Here is a 16,373-nt window from a genome sequence, read left to right as displayed (position 1 = left end):
GGCCAGGAAAGCGAAAAGGGGCGGGAGATTATCTCCCGCCCCCGTTGGCTCTCTAGAACCGCGCCTTCAGGCCGACGAAGGCGTAGCGGCCGTTGAGATCATAGATTCCGTCGTCGCCCAGGCCCTGCACGACGCCCAGCGGCGGCTCCTCGTCAAAGACGTTGTTGACCCCGCCGTAGAGCTCGAAGGCCTCGAAGCGGCTCGGCAGTTTCCAGCGCACGATCACGTCGTGATACCAGACCGGCTCGATCTGCGAGGGCGACAGCGCCTCGGCCCCGTCGCGTTCGGGGTCGCGGTTGAAGCGCACGGAACGGCTGACGAATCGGCTCTTCCAGCCGATCCGCACCGGCCCTTGTTCGTATGTGATGTTCGACAGCAGCTTCCACTCTGGATTGCCCAGCGACAGCTCGTTGATCTGCTCTTCGTCCGGACGGTCCTGGAACGCGAAGAGCCGTTGCTTGTCGAGGTGGTTGGCCGTGATTGAGACCGTCACGTTCCCGTCTAGCCTGCGAAGCGGACCGAACCTCGCGGTCAGGTCGTCGATGCCGCGCTGGTAGGCGACGGTGAGATCCCAACCGCTTGTCGCCAGCTTGGACGCGTTCAGATAGGTCGACGCCACGAAATCGACGTCGTGCGTGCCAGGATCGCGCGTGAACAGGCTGCAGAACGACTGATCGGGTCCACCCGAAGCGTCGACGCAATTGTTCACGATGTCCTGCGGATCGATGAAGGTGATCGCGTCCTCAATCTCGATATTGTAGTAATCAAGGGTGATCGACAGGTTTGGCGTCCAGCGCGGCTGGACCACCAGACCGACGGTCCAACTCGTCGCCTTCTCCGGCTTGAGGCTGGCGTTCCCCGACGACGTTCCCAGGATCGACTGGTTGTCGTTGGCGACGAAGCCCGTCGGTACGCCCAGCGCCCGGCAGTTGGCGGCGCGGTCGGGATCGCGCCCGATGTCGGCGGCGTCGCAGGGATCTTCGACCGAGAAGAAGGCGGAGGTCGAGGGCAGGAACGCCTCGGTGATGTTCGGCGCGCGCACCGCCTCGGAATAGGTGCCCCGGAACTTGAGGTCGCGGACCGGCGCATAGACGAAGCCTGCCTTCCAGGCGGTGGCGTCGCCGACCGTCGAGTAGTCGGCATATCGGACCGCTGCGTCGAGCGTCAGTTCCTCGAGGAATGGCCGGTCGGCGAACAGCGGCAGCCGGGTTTCGAGAAAGACTTCCTTCACATCGAAGCCGCCGCTGGCGTCCGGCTGCGGCGCGGTGTCCGAGAAACCGGCCTTGATGAAGGGGTCGTTGATATTCTCGCTGTCTTCCTTGCGGTACTCGAAGCCACCGGCGAAGCCGACCGGCCCGCCGGGCAGGTTGAAGAACTTACTCGTGTCGAAGCCGAACGTGGCGCTGATGACCTCTTGGTCGATCTTGTGGGTCCGATAGGCCTCGTGCCGGACATATTCGAGCGCGGCCTGGCTGTTCTGCTGTCCGAAGGGATTGAACGGAACGCAGGTCTCGTCCGTCATCTTCTGCGGCGCTGCGTAGCCGGCGTACTGCGCCGCGGGCACATCGACCCGGCAGCGGATTTGGCCGGAGGCTGGATCCACGACCGCGTCGAGCGCCGCCTCGAAGTTCCCCGGGATCAGGCTGTTGCGTGACTTGATGATGTTGCTGGTCTGGCCGCGGTTGTAGCTCAACTCCCAGGTGACGTCCGCGAAGCCAGTCTCGAACTTGCCGTCCAGCCCGGTGACGAAGCGCCAGGTCTCGCGGGTGATGTTGTTCGTGCGTGCGCCGACGTCGCCGTTGAACCGGGCAATGAGCGGCAGGACGTCCGGCCCCGCCGCATCCAGCCGCGCCTGGATCGCGGGGGTGATGAAGGCGTTGTCCGGCTCCAGCGCATAGTCGCCGAACGAGAACGACGGCTGCACGTAGTCGGCGACCTTCGTCTGCACGAACTTGCCTTCCATGGTGAAGTTCAGGTTCGGCGTGATCGCATAGCGGAACGTCGAGGCCAGCCCGCGCCGATTGGTCGGCGGCGAGAGCAGAACCCAGTCCTCGCCTTGGAAGCAGGTCGCGCACGGCCCTGAGAATGCGCCAAAGGCCGTCGAGTTGGTGCCGAGCCGCGTTGGCTGGGTCACCGGAGTTCCGTTCGTCGTGAAGCCGGCGATGGGCGACAACGCCCCCGAATTGAGGTCGAGACCCAGCAGCACGCTGTTCTCATCGATGAATTCAGACAGCAGGTATGGCACGAGCCGCCGATCCGGCTGGCCGTCGAACGGCGGCGACACGACGATGGCCCCGTAGTTCTTGAGCGAGCGGATGTCCGTCGCCTTCACGCCCTTGGTCTGGTCCCAGAAGCCGGTGAAGGTGAAGTTGGCGCGGTCGTTGTCGAAGTTCTTGCCGACGGTCAGATAAGCCGAGGTGTTGCGGCCGTAATCACCTTCCCATGGCCGGCCGTACTCGACCTGCGCCTCGACGCCGTCGAAGTTCTTCTTGGTGATGATGTTGATGACGCCCGACACCGCGTCCGAACCGTAGATGGCCGACGCGCCGCCGGTGATCACCTCGACGCGCTCGACCAGGGCGGTCGGGATCGAGTTGAGGTCGACGGCCGAGTCCCCGGCGTCGCCCGCGACGTGGCGCTTGCCGTCGACCAGGGTCAGGGTGCGCGACGTGCCGAGATCGCGCAGGTCCGGGAAGTTCAGGCCGCCGGCGTCGCCGAAGCTGTTGCCGTTGCCGCGGACGGTGCCTGAATAGCTGAGCGCTGGCAGTTGGGCGATCACGTCGCCCAGATTGGACGTGCCGGCGTTCTGGATAAGCGCCGTCGTGACGGTCGAGACCGGCGTCGGCTGATCAAGATTGGGCCGCGGGATGCGCGAGCCGGTGACGACCAGTTCCTGAACGGTTCCGTCTTCAGTCTGTGCGGCCGCCGACGCCGCCCAACCGAATGCGATGACGCCGCCGAGCAGCGTCGAAGCCAAGAGCTTGGCCTTGGAGTACCCCATGAGTTCCCACCCCTCAAATGGACGCGAAGGGGCGTAGGAGCAGGCCGCCCCGATCGCCCGAATGCGAAAGAGCAATGGGGCCGGCCGGGTTCCGGCCCTCAGGACGACCGCAGGGCGCTCGTGACATTTATGCAACCATAATGCGACCGATCCGCTTGAATTCGCCTGTGACGCGGCCGCCGAGCGGCCGTCCGATCACCCTCCGAGAGCGCGCTCGGCGCCCCACAGATCGCCTTGCGGAGCCCGCGGAACCGCGATACCGTCCCGCCCGTCAAACTCGTATGGTTCGGCTGATTTTCGACGCTCCAGATTTCCGGCGCACCGAACCTGCTCCCCGACCCACCCCGATCTTTGATGCGCGGCTCAAAAGGCTTGGGTTGCGGAATGACTTACCCAAGGACGACACTTCTATGGCTACCGGCACTGTTAAATGGTTCAACGGAACCAAGGGCTATGGCTTCATCCAACCCGACGATGGCGGGGCGGACATCTTCGTTCACATCTCGGCCGTTGAACGCGCCGGACTGCGCAGCCTGAACGAAGGCCAGAAGATCACCTACGAACTTGAGCAGGACCGTCGCAGCGGCAAGATGGCCGCCGGCAACCTGCAGGTCTAAGCAGTTCCGCAAAGGGCCTCAAAACCCTTGCATCGAAACGGCTGCGGGCCGGCGGAAACGCCGGCCCGTTTTCGTATGCGCGATACGCCGCTTGCACAGCGGCGACTCCCCCTCTAAACGGCCCGCTTAACCTGCAGATTGACCGGGACCGGGCGCGCTTGAAGAGTGCGACCGCCCATGCGCGCGAGTAGACATGCCGAAACGCACAGACATCTCCTCGATCCTCATCATCGGCGCCGGGCCGATCGTGATCGGACAGGCCTGCGAGTTCGACTATTCGGGCGTCCAGGCCTGCAAGGCGCTGCGCGCCGAAGGCTATCGCATCGTGCTGGTCAATTCGAACCCGGCCACGATCATGACCGACCCGGACGTGGCCGACGCGACCTATGTCGAGCCGATCACCCCGGAGATGGTCGAGAAGATCATCGCCAAGGAACGCCCCGACGCCCTGCTGCCGACCATGGGCGGCCAGACGGCCCTGAACACCGCCCTCGCCCTCGAGGAACGCGGCGTGCTGGCCAAGTACGGGGTCGAGATGATCGGCGCCAAGGCCGAGGTCATCGACAAGGCCGAGGATCGCCAGAAGTTCCGCGACGCCATGGACAAGCTGGGTCTGGAAAGCCCCCGTTCCAAGGCCGCCCACTCGATGGACGAGGCCATGGAAGGCCTGGAGTTCGTCGGTCTTCCGGCGATCATCCGCCCGTCCTTCACCCTGGCCGGCACCGGCGGCGGCATCGCCTACAACGTCGAGGAGTTCAAGGAGATCGTCGAGCGCGGCCTCGACCTCTCCCCGACCACCGAGGTCCTGATCGAGGAAAGCGTCCTCGGCTGGAAGGAGTACGAGATGGAGGTCGTCCGCGACAAGGCGGACAACTGCATCATCGTCTGCTCGATCGAGAACATCGACCCGATGGGCGTGCACACCGGCGACTCCATCACCGTCGCCCCGGCCCTGACGCTGACCGACAAGGAATATCAGCGCATGCGGGCGGCCTCGATCGCCGTGCTGCGCGAGATCGGCGTCGAGACCGGCGGTTCAAACGTCCAGTTCGCGATGAACCCCGCCGACGGCCGCATGGTGGTCATCGAGATGAACCCGCGGGTGTCGCGCTCGTCGGCCCTGGCCTCGAAGGCCACCGGCTTCCCGATCGCCAAGGTCGCCGCGCGTCTGGCCGTCGGCTACACGCTCGACGAACTGATGAACGACATCACCGGGGCGACACCGGCCTCGTTCGAGCCCAGCATCGACTACGTCGTCACCAAGATCCCGCGCTTCGCCTTCGAGAAGTATCCGGGCTCGGAGCCGACCCTGACCACCGCCATGAAGTCGGTGGGCGAGGTGATGGCCATCGGCCGCACCTTCGCCGAGAGCCTGCAGAAGGCCCTGCGCGGCCTGGAGACCGGCCTGACCGGCCTCGACGAGGTCGAGATCGAGGGCGCGCATGACGCAGAGACGGGCAAGGCCGCGGTGGTCCGCGCCCTGGGCCGGCCGACGCCTGACCGCCTGCTGGTCATCGCCCAAGCCTTCCGCCACGGCCTCAGCGTCGAGGAAGTGAACGCCGCCTGCGCCTACGAGCCGTGGTTCCTGCGCCAGCTGCAGGCCCTGGTCCAGGCCGAGGCGAATGTGCGCGACAAGGGCCTGCCGGCCACCGCCGCCGAGTTCCGCGCCATCAAGGCCCTGGGCTTCTCGGACGCCCGCTTGGCCAAGCTCACCCACACGACCGAGGCAGAGGTCCGCGAACAGCGCCGCGCCCACGGCGTGCGCCCGGTGTTCAAGCGCATCGACAGCTGCGCCGGCGAGTTCCGCGCCGCCACTCCCTACATGTACTCGACCTACGAGACTGGCGCTCTGGGCCAGATTCCCGAGTGCGAAAGCGAGCCGAGCGACCGCAAGAAGGCCATCATCCTCGGCGGCGGCCCGAACCGGATCGGCCAGGGCATCGAGTTCGACTACTGCTGCTGCCATGCGGCCTTCGCCCTGGACGACCTCGGCGTCGAGTCGATCATGGTCAACTGCAACCCCGAGACCGTCTCGACCGACTACGACACCTCCGACCGCCTCTATTTCGAGCCGCTGACGGCCGAGGACGTCCTGGAGTTGATCGCCGTCGAGCAGGCCCGCGGCGAACTGCTGGGCGTTATCGTCCAGTTTGGCGGTCAGACCCCGCTGAAGCTGGCCAAGCCGCTCGAGGACGCAGGCATCCCGATCCTCGGCACCTCGCCCGACGCCATCGACCTGGCCGAGGACCGCGAACGCTTCCAGCAACTGCTGCACAAGCTGAAGATCGCCCAGCCGGTCAACGCCATCGCCCGCTCGGGCGAAGAGGCCTTCGCCGCCGCCCACAAGGTCGGTTACCCGGTCGTCATCCGCCCGTCCTACGTGTTGGGCGGCCGCGCGATGGAGATCGTCCGCGACGACGAGCAACTCGACCGCTACATCAAGACCGCCGTGCAGGTGTCGGGCGACAGCCCGGTGCTGATCGACCAGTACCTGTCGCGCGCCACCGAGGTGGACGTCGACGCCCTCTGCGACGACGCCGGCCAGGTCTTCGTCGCCGGGGTGATGGAGCATATCGAGGAAGCCGGCGTGCACTCGGGCGACAGCGCCTGCTCGCTGCCGCCGTTCTCGCTGAAGCCCGAAACCATCGCCGAGCTGAAGCGCCAGACCGAAGCCATGGCCAAGGCCCTGGAAGTGCGCGGCCTGATGAACGTGCAGTTCGCCATCGAGGAGCCGCACTCGGACGTCCCGCGCATCTACGTGCTGGAAGTGAACCCGCGCGCCAGCCGCACCGTCCCGTTCGTCGCCAAGACGATCGGCCGGCCGCTGGCCTCCATCGCCGCCAAGCTGATGGCCGGCGAAAAGCTGGCCAGCTTCAACCTGACCGAAAAGCCTTACGACCACATCGCGGTGAAGGAAGCGGTCTTCCCGTTCGCCCGCTTCGCCGGCGTCGATACGGTGCTGGGCCCGGAAATGCGCTCGACCGGCGAGGTCATGGGCCTCGACTGGATCCGCCCCGGCGAGAGCGCCGCCCCCGCCTTCGCCCGCGCCTTCGCCAAGAGCCAGCTCGGCGGCGGCGTGAAGCTGCCCAAGGCCGGCAAGGTGTTCGTCTCGGTGAAGGATGCGGACAAGCCCTGGATCCTCGAACCGGTGAAGCTGCTGATCGGCCAGGGCTTCAAGATCGTCGCCACCGCCGGCACCGGCGGCTACCTGGCCGAACAGGGCCTGGAAGTCGAATTGGTCAAGAAGGTGCTGGAAGGCCGCCCGCACATCGTCGACGCGATGAAGAACGGCGAGATCCAGCTCGTCTTCAACACCACCGAAGGCAAGCAATCCCTGGCCGACAGCTTCGAGATCCGCCGCACCGCCCTGATGATGAAGACCCCGTACTTCACCACCGCCGCCGGGGCGCTCGCCGCCGCCCAGGCCATCGTGGCGACCGTCGAGGACACCCTCGACGTACGCCCGCTGCAAAGCTACGCCTGATTCAGGCGCTGGAGGCGGTGGTCGCCGCCTCCAGCCAGGCCAGATAGTCCGCATCCACCGCTTCGGCGGGGATCGCCAGGATCTCCGGCGTTTCGTAGCTGTGCAATTGCCGGATGCGGATGCGCACCGTCTCGAACAGGTCGGCGCGGGTCTTGATCGACAGCATCACCTCGTCGGCGGCCTCGACCGCGCCCTTCCAGACATAGCGGCTGCGGATCGGGGAAAGCTGGACGCAGGCCGCAAGGCCTTCCTCCAGCAAGGCCGCGGCCAGACGCTCGGCCTCGTCATCACCGCCGACCGCCCATTGCACCAAGTACGCCTTCACCACGCCTCCTTGCCCAGCACCACCTGAGGGCGAATTTCAAGCCTGACATCGCCTCGCAAACTCAAGTCTCTGAACCACTTAGGTATAATTGCTGATTGACCGCCCTGGAATCGGGGCGCAACCTCAGAGCGTCGCCTTGCTTCGGCAGGCGCGTAGTGGGCGCGTTCCGGCGGCCCCTGATGACCTGCCGGTCGGCCCGCATGGGCGCCTGTTGCGGTGTGGCGGAGGACGTGTCCTCTAAAACAGCGTGCGAAGGGAAACGCCATGCAAACCGGACACCACGAAGGTGAGGTCCACCACCACAAGAACAAACATCTGCTTGAACGTTTCGAGGGGTACACAGACCTTATCGTCGTCGGTCTGATCATCGCTCTCGGCGCGGCCATGCTGATCGGACTTCTCACCGCCAACGGCAAGGTCACCTGGTAGACCGTCACAACGCCACATCAGGGTGCGACGGCCTCTCTAGAGAGATTTAGCCAGGATCAGGTCGTCGTACTCGTTGGCGCCCGCGTGAATGTGCGCGCGCGCCGCCTCGGCGTCGCTCTGCCGGGGATAAACTTGATAGCGATTTGGCGCTGAACGCTCAGCAGTCTTCGGCGCGCCGCCACCCTCCTCCTCCACCTCCGCCGCCCCGCAGGACGTGATCGGGCCTCGCCGGCCCATCGGCGTACGGCGCTTCGCCGTGGAGCGCGTGCGAGCGCTGGTCTCGAACGCCGACCTGAGCTAGGCGTAGCCCAACTAAACAACGATCACTCAGAAGATCATCAGGGAGAGAAGCATGGCCGGACGGGTCGAGGGCAAGGTGGCGCTGGTCACGGGCGGAGCGAGCGGCATCGGCCGCGGATGCGCCGAGCGCCTGGCTCAGGAAGGCGCGACGATCGTCGTCACCGACCTGCAGGATCAGAAGGGCGCCGAGACAGTCGCCGCCATCGAGGCCATGGGCGGCCAGGCCAGCTACCTGCACCACGACGTCACCTCCGAACAGGCCTGGATCGACGTGGTCGCCGCGATCAAGGCCAAGCACGGCCGTCTTGACGTGCTGGTCAACAACGCCGGGATCGGCATCGGCGGCTCGGTCCTGACCATGACCCTGGCCGACTTCCAGAAGCAGACCGCCGTGAACCTGGACGGCGTTTTCCTGGGGGTGAAGCATTCGATCCCGCTGATGCGCGAGAACGGCGGCGGCTCGATCATCAACATGTCGTCGGTGGCCGGGCTGAAGGGCTCGGCCATCCTCGCTGGCTATTGCGCCACCAAGGGCGGGGTGCGCCTCTTCACCAAGGCCGTGGCCATGGAATGCGCGGCCGCCAAGGACGGGGTGCGGGTGAACTCGGTCCACCCTGGCATCATCGAGACCCCGATCTGGGACACCATCGTCGGCACCGGCGAGGTCGGGGACAACGCCCGCCCGCCCCGCGGCGCGGCGCTGGACGCCATGAGCGCCGAGGGCGTGCCCCTGGGCGTGAAGGGATATCCGGAGGACATCGCCAACGGCGTGCTCTGGCTGGCCTCGGACGAGAGCCGTTATGTCACGGGCGCCGAGTTGGTCATCGACGGCGGGCTCTCGGTGAAGTAACGGGCGCATCTTCCGCCGAAGTGGCCACGGTTCGCCGACGGGAAGATGCGGCGAAAATAACCGCCTCGAGCATTTCCGAGCTCCCGGAAATGCTCTACGGGGCGCGGATGGTCGCTACGCTCCACGTCATCTACGGCCCCTCCGGCGCCGGCAAGTCCACCTACGCCAAGGAACTGGCGCGCCGCGAGCCGGCCGTCCACTTCGCCATCGACGACTGGATGGCGCGCCTGTTCGCGGCCGACATGCCCGACCCCATCGAGTTCGAATGGATGATGGAGCGGGTGGAGCGCTGCGAGGCGCAGATCTGGTCCACGGCGGCGGGCGTCATCGCCGCCGGGACCTCGGTTGTGCTCGACCTCGGCCTGATGCGCCGCTCGGACCGCGCGCGCGTGGCCGAGATCGCCCAGGCGGTCGAACTGCCCCTGCAGTTCCATTTCGTCACCGCCCCGCAGGCGGTGCGCCGCGCCCGCGTGCTGGAGCGCAACGAAGTGCGCGGCGAGACTTTCGCCATCGGGGTCACGCCCGAGATGTTCGACTTCATCGAAGGCGTCTACGAAGCTCCCGACGCCCAGGAGCTTGCCGGCGCGATCGTTTCCGAAAGCGCCTGAAAATCGGCGCTCCGGCGGGATCGCCAACAGGTTTCGCACGTTCCGAGGGCCGTGCTTCCGTAGCGCACCCTTGAGTTTTTGCGCCGCGGCATCTAATCTCTACCCCCCCGGACGCCTGCGCCCGCGGCCGGCAACGAACTCCTAAAAGGGCGAATCGAGTCCTCATCCACGATGGAAAAAGTCCCGATGACCGCCGAGGGCTGGCAAGCTCTCGACGATGAACTGAAGCGTTTGAAGACCGTCGAGCGGCCCGCTGTGATCGCTGCGATCGCTGAGGCGCGCTCGCATGGCGACCTCTCGGAAAATGCGGAGTACCACGCCGCCAAGGAGCGGCAGGGCTGGATCGAAGGCCAGATCGCCGAGATCGAGGACAAGATGGCCCGCGCTCAGGTCATCGACGTATCCAAGCTCAGCGGCACCCAGGTGAAATTCGGCGCCACCGTCTCGGTCGTCGACGAGGACACCGAGGAAGAGGCTCGCTACCAGATCGTCGGCGAGCACGAAGCCGACGTGAAGAAGGGCAAGATCTCTATCGTCTCGCCGCTGGCCCGCGCCATGATCGGCAAGGAGACCGGCGACGTCGTCGAGGTGAACACCCCCGGCGGCGGCAAGGCCTACGAGATCCTCAAGGTCGAGTGGCTCTAGTCCGGACCTGGCCTTGACCGCCTCGCACCCGTCGTCCGCCGGGCGGCCGCTCACGATCTGGGCGGTGTCCGACGGGCGCGCGGGCATCGAGGCCCAGGTCGTCGGCCTCGCCAACGCCATCGCCCGCCAGCGAACCGCCCAGGTCGTCGTCAAGCGCATCGCCTGGAAAAGCTGGTTCGGGCGGCTGCCCTGGTGGCTGCTTCCCGTTCCGCGCCGCCTGCTTACGCCCGACAGCGACATCGCCCCGCCCTGGCCCGACATCTGGGTCGCAGCGGGACGCGCCACCCTGCCTCTCTCCATTCGCGTGCGCCGCTGGTCGGCCCGCAAGTCCTACGTGGTCCAGCTTCAGGATCCGCGGATGCCGACGCGGCTGTTCGACCTGGTCGTTCCGCCCAAGCACGACCGGCTGGAAGGCGAGAACGTCTTCCCGATCACCGGCTCTCCCGGCCGCGTCAACGCCGATCGCCTGGCCCAGGACCTGGCTCTCTTCGGCGGCGCCCTGGACGCCCTGCCCCGGCCTCGCGTGGCGGTGATCATCGGCGGCAAGTCCAAGGCCCACGATCTGTCGCCCGAACGCGCCGCGGCCATGGCTCGCGACATCGAGCTGCCGCTCGTCCAGGAAGGCGGCTCCGTCATGGTGTCGTTCACCCGCCGCACGCCCGAACGCGCCAAGGCCATATTGGAGGCTCGGCTGAAGACCCTGCCCGGCGTCGTCTGGAACGGCGAAGGCGACAATCCCTACTTCGCCTACCTGGCGGCGGCCGACTACATCCTGGTCACCGAGGACTCGACCAACCTCGCCACCGACGCCGCGTCGACCGGCAAGCCGGTCTTCATCATGAAAATGGACGGCGACAGCCTGAAGCTGCGGCTGTTCCACGAGGATCTTGAGCGCCTCGGCGCGGCGCGTCCCTTCGGGGGCGCCTTCCACAGCTGGACCTACCAGCCACTGGCCGAGACCGAACGCGCCGCCGCCGAGGTCCTGCGCCGCTACGACGCCCGGAGCGCCTGAGCCATGGCGCTGGCGATCCGGCTCGCCGGCCCGCAGGACGCCGGCCTCGCCCTCGCCATCGACCCGGTCGCCGCGACAAGCCCTCACCGCGCCCAGTGGCTGCGCGCCGCCTTCGCAGGCGACCACGGCCGCATCGCCCGGCTGGCCCTCCTCGACGGCCAGCCGGCCGGCTTCGCCGTAGTCGGCGCGTTCTTCAGCAATCCGTTCCTCGATCTGCTCGTCACCGGCGAAGCGTTCCGCAGGCGCGGCGTCGCCAGCGCCCTGCTGGATGCCGTCGAGGCCGCTCATGCGGACCGGAAGCTGTTCGTCTCGACCAACGCCTCCAACACCTTGATGCGCGCGCTCTTGCCCGCCCGCGGCTATCTGCCGGCCGGCCGTGTCGACCATCTCGACCCCGGCGATCCGGAACTGTTCTTCGTACGTCTGCCTGTCTGAGCCGTCCCTTCCCAAAACCCCATTTTGGGCTTCCCATGGGTCCCAGATGATTCTGCGGCCTCGCATCCTCTTCATCGCCAACGCCGGCCCGGCGGTCGGCGGCGGCCATGTGATGCGCTCCTTGAGCTTGGCGCGCGCGCTGGAGCAGCACGGCGCCGAATGCCTCTTTCTCGCCCCGCCGCCGGTCGCGGCCATCCTCGACGCCTTCGCCCCGGACATGGGCCGCGATGACGCCACCTCGCTGGAGCCGGAGGCTGTGGCCGATGCAGCGACCGGCGTCCAGTTCGACGCCGTGGTCTTCGATCATTATGGCCTCGGCCGCGAGGAGCACGAGGCCGTCGCCCGCGGCAGGCCGGCGCTGGTCATCGACGATCTTGCTGATCGCCCGCTCGCCGCCGATGTCATCCTCGATTCCGGGCCTGCGCGCACCGAGGCCGACTACGCGCTGCTCGCGGGCGGCGCGCGCCTGCTGCTGGGGCCGCGTTATGCGCCGCTGCGCCCAGAGTTCGCCGACCTGCGCGAGACGGCGCTCGCTCGTCGCGGCGGCCCGGTCGAGCGGGTGCTGATCGCGCTCGGCATGACCGACGTCGGCGGCGTCACGGCGCGGGTGGTCGACCGCCTGCGCCAACGCGTAGGCCAGGTCGTGCTGGACGTCGTGCTGGGCGGCGGCGCGCCGAGCCTCCCCAGCCTGCGTCGCGTAGCTGCTCACGACCCGCGCCTGCGCCTGCACGTGGACGCCCAGGACATGGCGCAACTGATCCTCCAAGCCGACATCGCCATCGGAGCGGGCGGCTCCACCTCGTGGGAGCGCTGCACCCTGGGCTTGCCGACGCTCACCATCGTCCTGGCGGAAAACCAGCGGGCGGCCGCGTTCGAGCTGGCGGCGCGCAACGCGACCCTGGTGATCGACGCCGCAGACGGCGATTTCGACAGGGCCTTCGATCGAGCCGCCGTGCGCCTCATGACCGACGCCGCGACACGCGCCCGCCTGACCGCCGCCAGCCTGGAGGTCTGCGACGGCCTGGGCGCGCCGCGTGTGGCCGAGGCCTTCCTGGACGCCATCTCCCACCCGCCGGCCCGTTGAAGCCGGCCAGGCCCTTGTGCGCGTCGGCAAGCACGGCCGCGTCGAGTTAAGCTCCGATTACCCATGAGCGGCGAAGCTGGGGCTGCACGACGGAAAGCCTGCCCATGATCCTTGCCATCCTCCAGGCCCGCCTCAGTTCCAGCCGCTTGCCCGGCAAGGTGCTGATGCCGCTCGCCGGCGCGCCGATGATTCTGCGCCAAGTGGAGCGGGTGCGCCGGGCTGCGCGGATCGACCGGCTGGTGGTCGCCACCAGCGACCGGGCGGACGACGATCGCCTCGCCGACGCGCTCTCCGGCGCGGGGGTGGAAGTCTATCGCGGCTCGCTCGAAGATGTCCTTGCCCGCTTCGTCGGAGCGCTGGACGCGTTCCCGGCCGACCATGTCGTGCGGCTGACTGGCGACTGCCCGCTGATCGATCCCCAATTGATCGACGCCACCATCGACCTGCACCTGCGCACCGGCGCCGACTATTCGCCAAATCGCGTGGCGGACAAGGGTTTCCCCAAGGGCCAGGACGTCGAAGTCATCACCGCCGCCGCCCTGCGGCGAGCCGCTGCGACCGCCAGCACTTCCGAAGAGCGCGAACACGTCACCTGGGGCGTCTGGAACCATCCCGAGTTGTACAGGATCGAGCGCCTGGAGCCGCCGCTGGATCAGGGTCATATACGCTGGACGGTCGACCGGTCCGACGACTACGAGTTCGTCAGCGCCGTCTATGACGCGCTCTATCCGGTCGACCCCGCGTTCACTTCAGACGACATCAGGGCCTTCGTGCGCAGTCGCCCGGACCTGGCGAATTACGGCGGCGATCGCCGGATTTAGGGCGCCGGCGGCAAGGCGTCGGGGTCGTGGCCCTTGTCGCGCAGCCGCGCCTCGATCGCCGGCCGCGCCGTTTCCCAGTCGCCGCGCAGCATGCCCAGCCCGACCACATCCTGGAACCGCCCGCCCTTGAACACGTGCTGCCGATAGAGCGCCTCGCGTACGAAACCGAAGGACTCGTGCAGCTTCCAGACGCCTTCGTTCTCCAGCAGCACCTCGCACCAGAGTTTGTTGAGCCCGCGCGCCTCGAAGACGTGACGCAGTACGATATACTCGATCCGCGAGCCCAGACCCTGGCCCCGCGTCGAGGCCTCGCCCAGGTAATAGGCCCATTCGCAACGCTGCGCCGCCGTGTCGATCCGCGCCAGGTTGGCCAGGCCCACCGGCGCGTCCTCCGCCTCGATGATCCAGTAGCGCCGGTCGGGCGCGCCCAAAGCGGCGGTCAGCCAACGGTCGTGCTCGTCCTGGGAGATCTGGTGATCGGAATACATGTAGGCCGAGACCTGGGGCGAGTTGCGCCAAGCCAGGACCCGGGCGCTGTCTTCGGGGGCCAACAGGCGCAGGCGCAGGCTCATTTCGCCACCATTTCCCAGGCCAGAGGTTCGCCGCGAGCGAGATCGCGGGTCGCGGATTTGCCCAGCACCTCGTCCAGGTGAACTGGCGGCAAGCCATTGCCGGGCCTGATCGAGCGCACATTGGCGCGGGTCAGCGGCTCGCCCGCTTTCACGTCAGCAGTGACGTAGAGCGAGCGGCGGAACTGCAGGGAGCCGCGCTCCGACCCCAGGGTGTCGTAGTGCGCGCGGCCCAACGACTTCCAGGCGTCCTTGCAGTCGCGGACCAGGGCGGCGAACTCGGCCGGCTCCAGGCTGAACGCCGCATCCGGCCCGCCGTCGGCCCGCGCCAGGGTGAAGTGCTTCTCCACCGCGCAGGCTCCGGTCGCCACGGCGGCGACCGAGGCCGCGGTTCCAGGCGTGTGATCGGAAAGGCCGATGGGCGCGCCGAACCGCTGCGCCATGTCGGCGACAGTCCGCACATTGGCGTCCTCGAACGTGGCCGGATAGCTGGACACGCAGTGAAGCAGCAGCACGCCCGCCGCGCCCGCCTCCAGGGCCGCGTCACGCGCCGCGGTGATCTCGGCCAGGTTGGCCATGCCGGTGGAGATGATCAGCGGCTTGCCCTTGGCCGCGGCGTAGCGGATCAGCGGCAGGTCCACCGCCTCGAACGAGGCGATCTTGTAAGCCGGCGCGTCCAGCCCGGCCAGCAGATCCACCGCCGTCTCGTCGAAGGGGCTGGAGAAGATCGTGACGCCCCGTTTTCTGGCGCGCTCAAAGATCGCCGCATGCCATTCAAACGGCGTGTAGGCCTCCTGGTACAGCTCATAGAGGCTACGCCCGTCCCACAGTCCGCCGTGGATGCGAAACTCGGGCCGGTCGACGTCCATGGTGATTGTGTCGGCGGTGTACGACTGGATCTTGATGGCGTCGCAGCCGGTGTCGGCGGCGGCGTCGACCATGGCCAGGGCCCGGTCCAGGCTGCCGTTGTGATTGCCCGACAGCTCGCAGATCACATAGGGCTCATGCTCGGCCCCGATCCTGCGGCCGGCGATCTCGATCTCGGGTGACTTGGACATGGCGCGCCTCGAAACTTGGCTGGCAGCCTATCGCGTCGTCTTGAAGCGTGCGTTAACCAACCGCGCCGCGCGCCTGTCGCAAGACGCCAGAATCTCACCTACATAGACCCCATGTCCGACGCTGCTCCCCGCACCACCCGTTGCCTTGTCCTGGGTTCCGGCCCGGCCGGCTACACCGCCGCCATCTACGCCGCCCGCGCGCTGCTGAAACCGGTGCTGATCGCCGGCATCCAGCCGGGCGGCCAGCTGACCATCACCACCGACGTCGAAAACTATCCGGGCTTCGCCGACGTCATCCAGGGCCCCTGGCTGATGGAGCAGATGCAGGCCCAGGCCGCGCATGTCGGCACGGAAATCATCAACGATATCGTCATAAAGGCCGACCTGTCCCAGCGCCCGTTCCGCCTGGAATGCGACAGCGGCCAGGTCTGGCTGGCCGAGACCCTGATCATCGCCACCGGCGCCCAGGCCAAGTGGCTGGGCCTGGAGAGCGAGCAGAAGTTCCAGGGCTTCGGCGTCTCGGCCTGCGCCACCTGCGACGGGTTCTTCTATCGCGGCAAGGAAGTCATCGTGGTCGGCGGCGGCAACACCGCTGTGGAAGAAGCGCTGTTCCTCACCAACTTCGCCGCCAAGGTCACGGTCGTGCACCGCCGCGACGAGTTCCGCGCCGAGAAGATCCTGCAGGAACGCCTTTTCGCCCATCCCAAGATCGAGGTGATCTGGGATAACGCCATCGACGAGGTGGTCGGAACCACCGACCCGCTCGGCGTGTCCGGCGTGCGGCTGAAGAACGTCAAGACCGGCGAGACCCGCCAGGTCCCGGCCGATGGCGTCTTCATCGCCATCGGCCACGCGCCGGCCTCCGAGCTCTTCAAGGGCCAGCTCGACATGGACGGCTCGGGCTATCTGAAGGTGGTCCCCGGCAGCGCGGCGACCGCGATCAAGGGCGTCTACGCGGCCGGCGACGTCACCGACGACGTTTACCGCCAGGCGGTCACCGCCGCCGGCATGGGCTGCATGGCCGCGCTGGAGGCCGTCCGCCTGCTGGCCGAGGAAGACCATGAGAAGGCTCACCATCCGATAAGCCAGCACGAGGCCCAGCGGATCGGCGCCTGGTAGGCTTTACGGCCGACCG

At 67.3% G+C, this 16,373-nt stretch carries 15 protein-coding genes; 11 read left to right on the top strand and 4 right to left on the bottom strand.

Going from position 1 to position 16,373, the window contains the following annotated elements:
- Window positions 1-52: 52 nt before the first annotated feature.
- Window positions 53-3,001: a TonB-dependent receptor domain-containing protein gene (locus ACE3T2_RS02215; protein WP_374654243.1), complete on the bottom strand. Its 2,949-nt coding sequence runs from the start codon at window positions 2,999-3,001 to the stop codon at window positions 53-55.
- Window positions 3,002-3,411: 410 nt separating this feature from the next.
- Here ACE3T2_RS02215 and ACE3T2_RS02210 point away from each other — a divergent pair, with 410 nt between their 5' ends.
- Window positions 3,412-3,618 carry a cold-shock protein gene (locus ACE3T2_RS02210; protein ID WP_183774102.1) on the top strand — a complete coding sequence of 69 codons (207 nt, stop codon included), beginning with the start codon at window positions 3,412-3,414 and terminating at the stop codon, window positions 3,616-3,618.
- A 193-nt stretch (window positions 3,619-3,811) separates the two neighbouring features.
- Window positions 3,812-7,102 (top strand): carbamoyl-phosphate synthase large subunit, encoded by a 3,291-nt coding sequence (gene carB, locus ACE3T2_RS02205; protein WP_374654241.1) that lies wholly within the window; start codon window positions 3,812-3,814, stop codon window positions 7,100-7,102.
- Window position 7,103: 1 nt separating this feature from the next.
- On the opposite strand, the gene cutA is transcribed toward carB, so the two are convergent.
- Window positions 7,104-7,427: a divalent-cation tolerance protein CutA gene (gene cutA, locus ACE3T2_RS02200; RefSeq protein WP_374654239.1), complete on the bottom strand. Its 324-nt coding sequence runs from the start codon at window positions 7,425-7,427 to the stop codon at window positions 7,104-7,106.
- Window positions 7,428-7,691: 264 nt separating this feature from the next.
- Here cutA and ACE3T2_RS02195 point away from each other — a divergent pair, with 264 nt between their 5' ends.
- The 8 genes from ACE3T2_RS02195 to ACE3T2_RS02160 all read left to right on the top strand — a co-directional run bounded on the left by ACE3T2_RS02195 (window position 7,692) and on the right by ACE3T2_RS02160 (window position 13,611).
- Window positions 7,692-7,856, top strand: a complete 165-nt coding sequence (locus ACE3T2_RS02195) for a hypothetical protein (RefSeq protein ID WP_183774108.1) — start codon at window positions 7,692-7,694, stop codon at window positions 7,854-7,856.
- 352 nt (window positions 7,857-8,208) lie between these two features.
- The gene (locus tag ACE3T2_RS02190; protein ID WP_374654236.1) at window positions 8,209-9,006 is read left to right on the top strand and encodes an SDR family NAD(P)-dependent oxidoreductase; all 798 of its coding nucleotides are present in this window, start codon (window positions 8,209-8,211) and stop codon (window positions 9,004-9,006) included.
- A 107-nt stretch (window positions 9,007-9,113) separates the two neighbouring features.
- Window positions 9,114-9,614 (top strand): AAA family ATPase, encoded by a 501-nt coding sequence (locus tag ACE3T2_RS02185; RefSeq protein ID WP_374654234.1) that lies wholly within the window; start codon window positions 9,114-9,116, stop codon window positions 9,612-9,614.
- Between the two features lie 171 nt (window positions 9,615-9,785).
- Complete coding sequence (gene greA, locus ACE3T2_RS02180; RefSeq protein WP_374654232.1) at window positions 9,786-10,259, top strand: transcription elongation factor GreA; 474 nt, start codon at window positions 9,786-9,788, stop codon at window positions 10,257-10,259.
- A 13-nt stretch (window positions 10,260-10,272) separates the two neighbouring features.
- Window positions 10,273-11,271, top strand: a complete 999-nt coding sequence (locus tag ACE3T2_RS02175; protein ID WP_374654230.1) for a mitochondrial fission ELM1 family protein — start codon at window positions 10,273-10,275, stop codon at window positions 11,269-11,271.
- Between the two features lie 3 nt (window positions 11,272-11,274).
- Complete coding sequence (locus ACE3T2_RS02170; protein WP_374654228.1) at window positions 11,275-11,706, top strand: N-acetyltransferase family protein; 432 nt, start codon at window positions 11,275-11,277, stop codon at window positions 11,704-11,706.
- 46 nt (window positions 11,707-11,752) lie between these two features.
- Window positions 11,753-12,790: a UDP-2,4-diacetamido-2,4,6-trideoxy-beta-L-altropyranose hydrolase gene (gene pseG, locus ACE3T2_RS02165; protein WP_374654226.1), complete on the top strand. Its 1,038-nt coding sequence runs from the start codon at window positions 11,753-11,755 to the stop codon at window positions 12,788-12,790.
- A gap of 104 nt (window positions 12,791-12,894) precedes the next feature.
- Complete coding sequence (locus tag ACE3T2_RS02160; protein ID WP_374654224.1) at window positions 12,895-13,611, top strand: cytidylyltransferase domain-containing protein; 717 nt, start codon at window positions 12,895-12,897, stop codon at window positions 13,609-13,611.
- On the opposite strand, the gene pseH is transcribed toward ACE3T2_RS02160, so the two are convergent.
- Both pseH and pseI read right to left on the bottom strand, forming a co-directional pair.
- Window positions 13,608-14,183: a UDP-4-amino-4,6-dideoxy-N-acetyl-beta-L-altrosamine N-acetyltransferase gene (pseH, locus tag ACE3T2_RS02155; protein ID WP_374654222.1), complete on the bottom strand. Its 576-nt coding sequence runs from the start codon at window positions 14,181-14,183 to the stop codon at window positions 13,608-13,610. The two genes, ACE3T2_RS02160 and pseH, sit on opposite strands and share 4 nt — an antisense overlap.
- Entirely contained in the window at window positions 14,180-15,238 is a 1,059-nt protein-coding gene (gene pseI / locus ACE3T2_RS02150) for a pseudaminic acid synthase (RefSeq protein WP_374654220.1), read from the bottom strand. The genes pseH and pseI overlap by 4 nt, the downstream gene beginning before the upstream one ends.
- Window positions 15,239-15,349: 111 nt before the next feature.
- Here pseI and trxB point away from each other — a divergent pair, with 111 nt between their 5' ends.
- Entirely contained in the window at window positions 15,350-16,357 is a 1,008-nt protein-coding gene (gene trxB / locus ACE3T2_RS02145) for a thioredoxin-disulfide reductase (RefSeq protein ID WP_374654218.1), read from the top strand.
- Window positions 16,358-16,373 lie beyond the last annotated feature (16 nt).

Origin of the sequence: Phenylobacterium sp. (assembly GCF_041919955.1) — a bacterium.
Lineage (GTDB): Bacteria > Pseudomonadota > Alphaproteobacteria > Caulobacterales > Caulobacteraceae > Phenylobacterium.
This window is presented reverse-complemented; position numbering and strand designations above follow the sequence as displayed.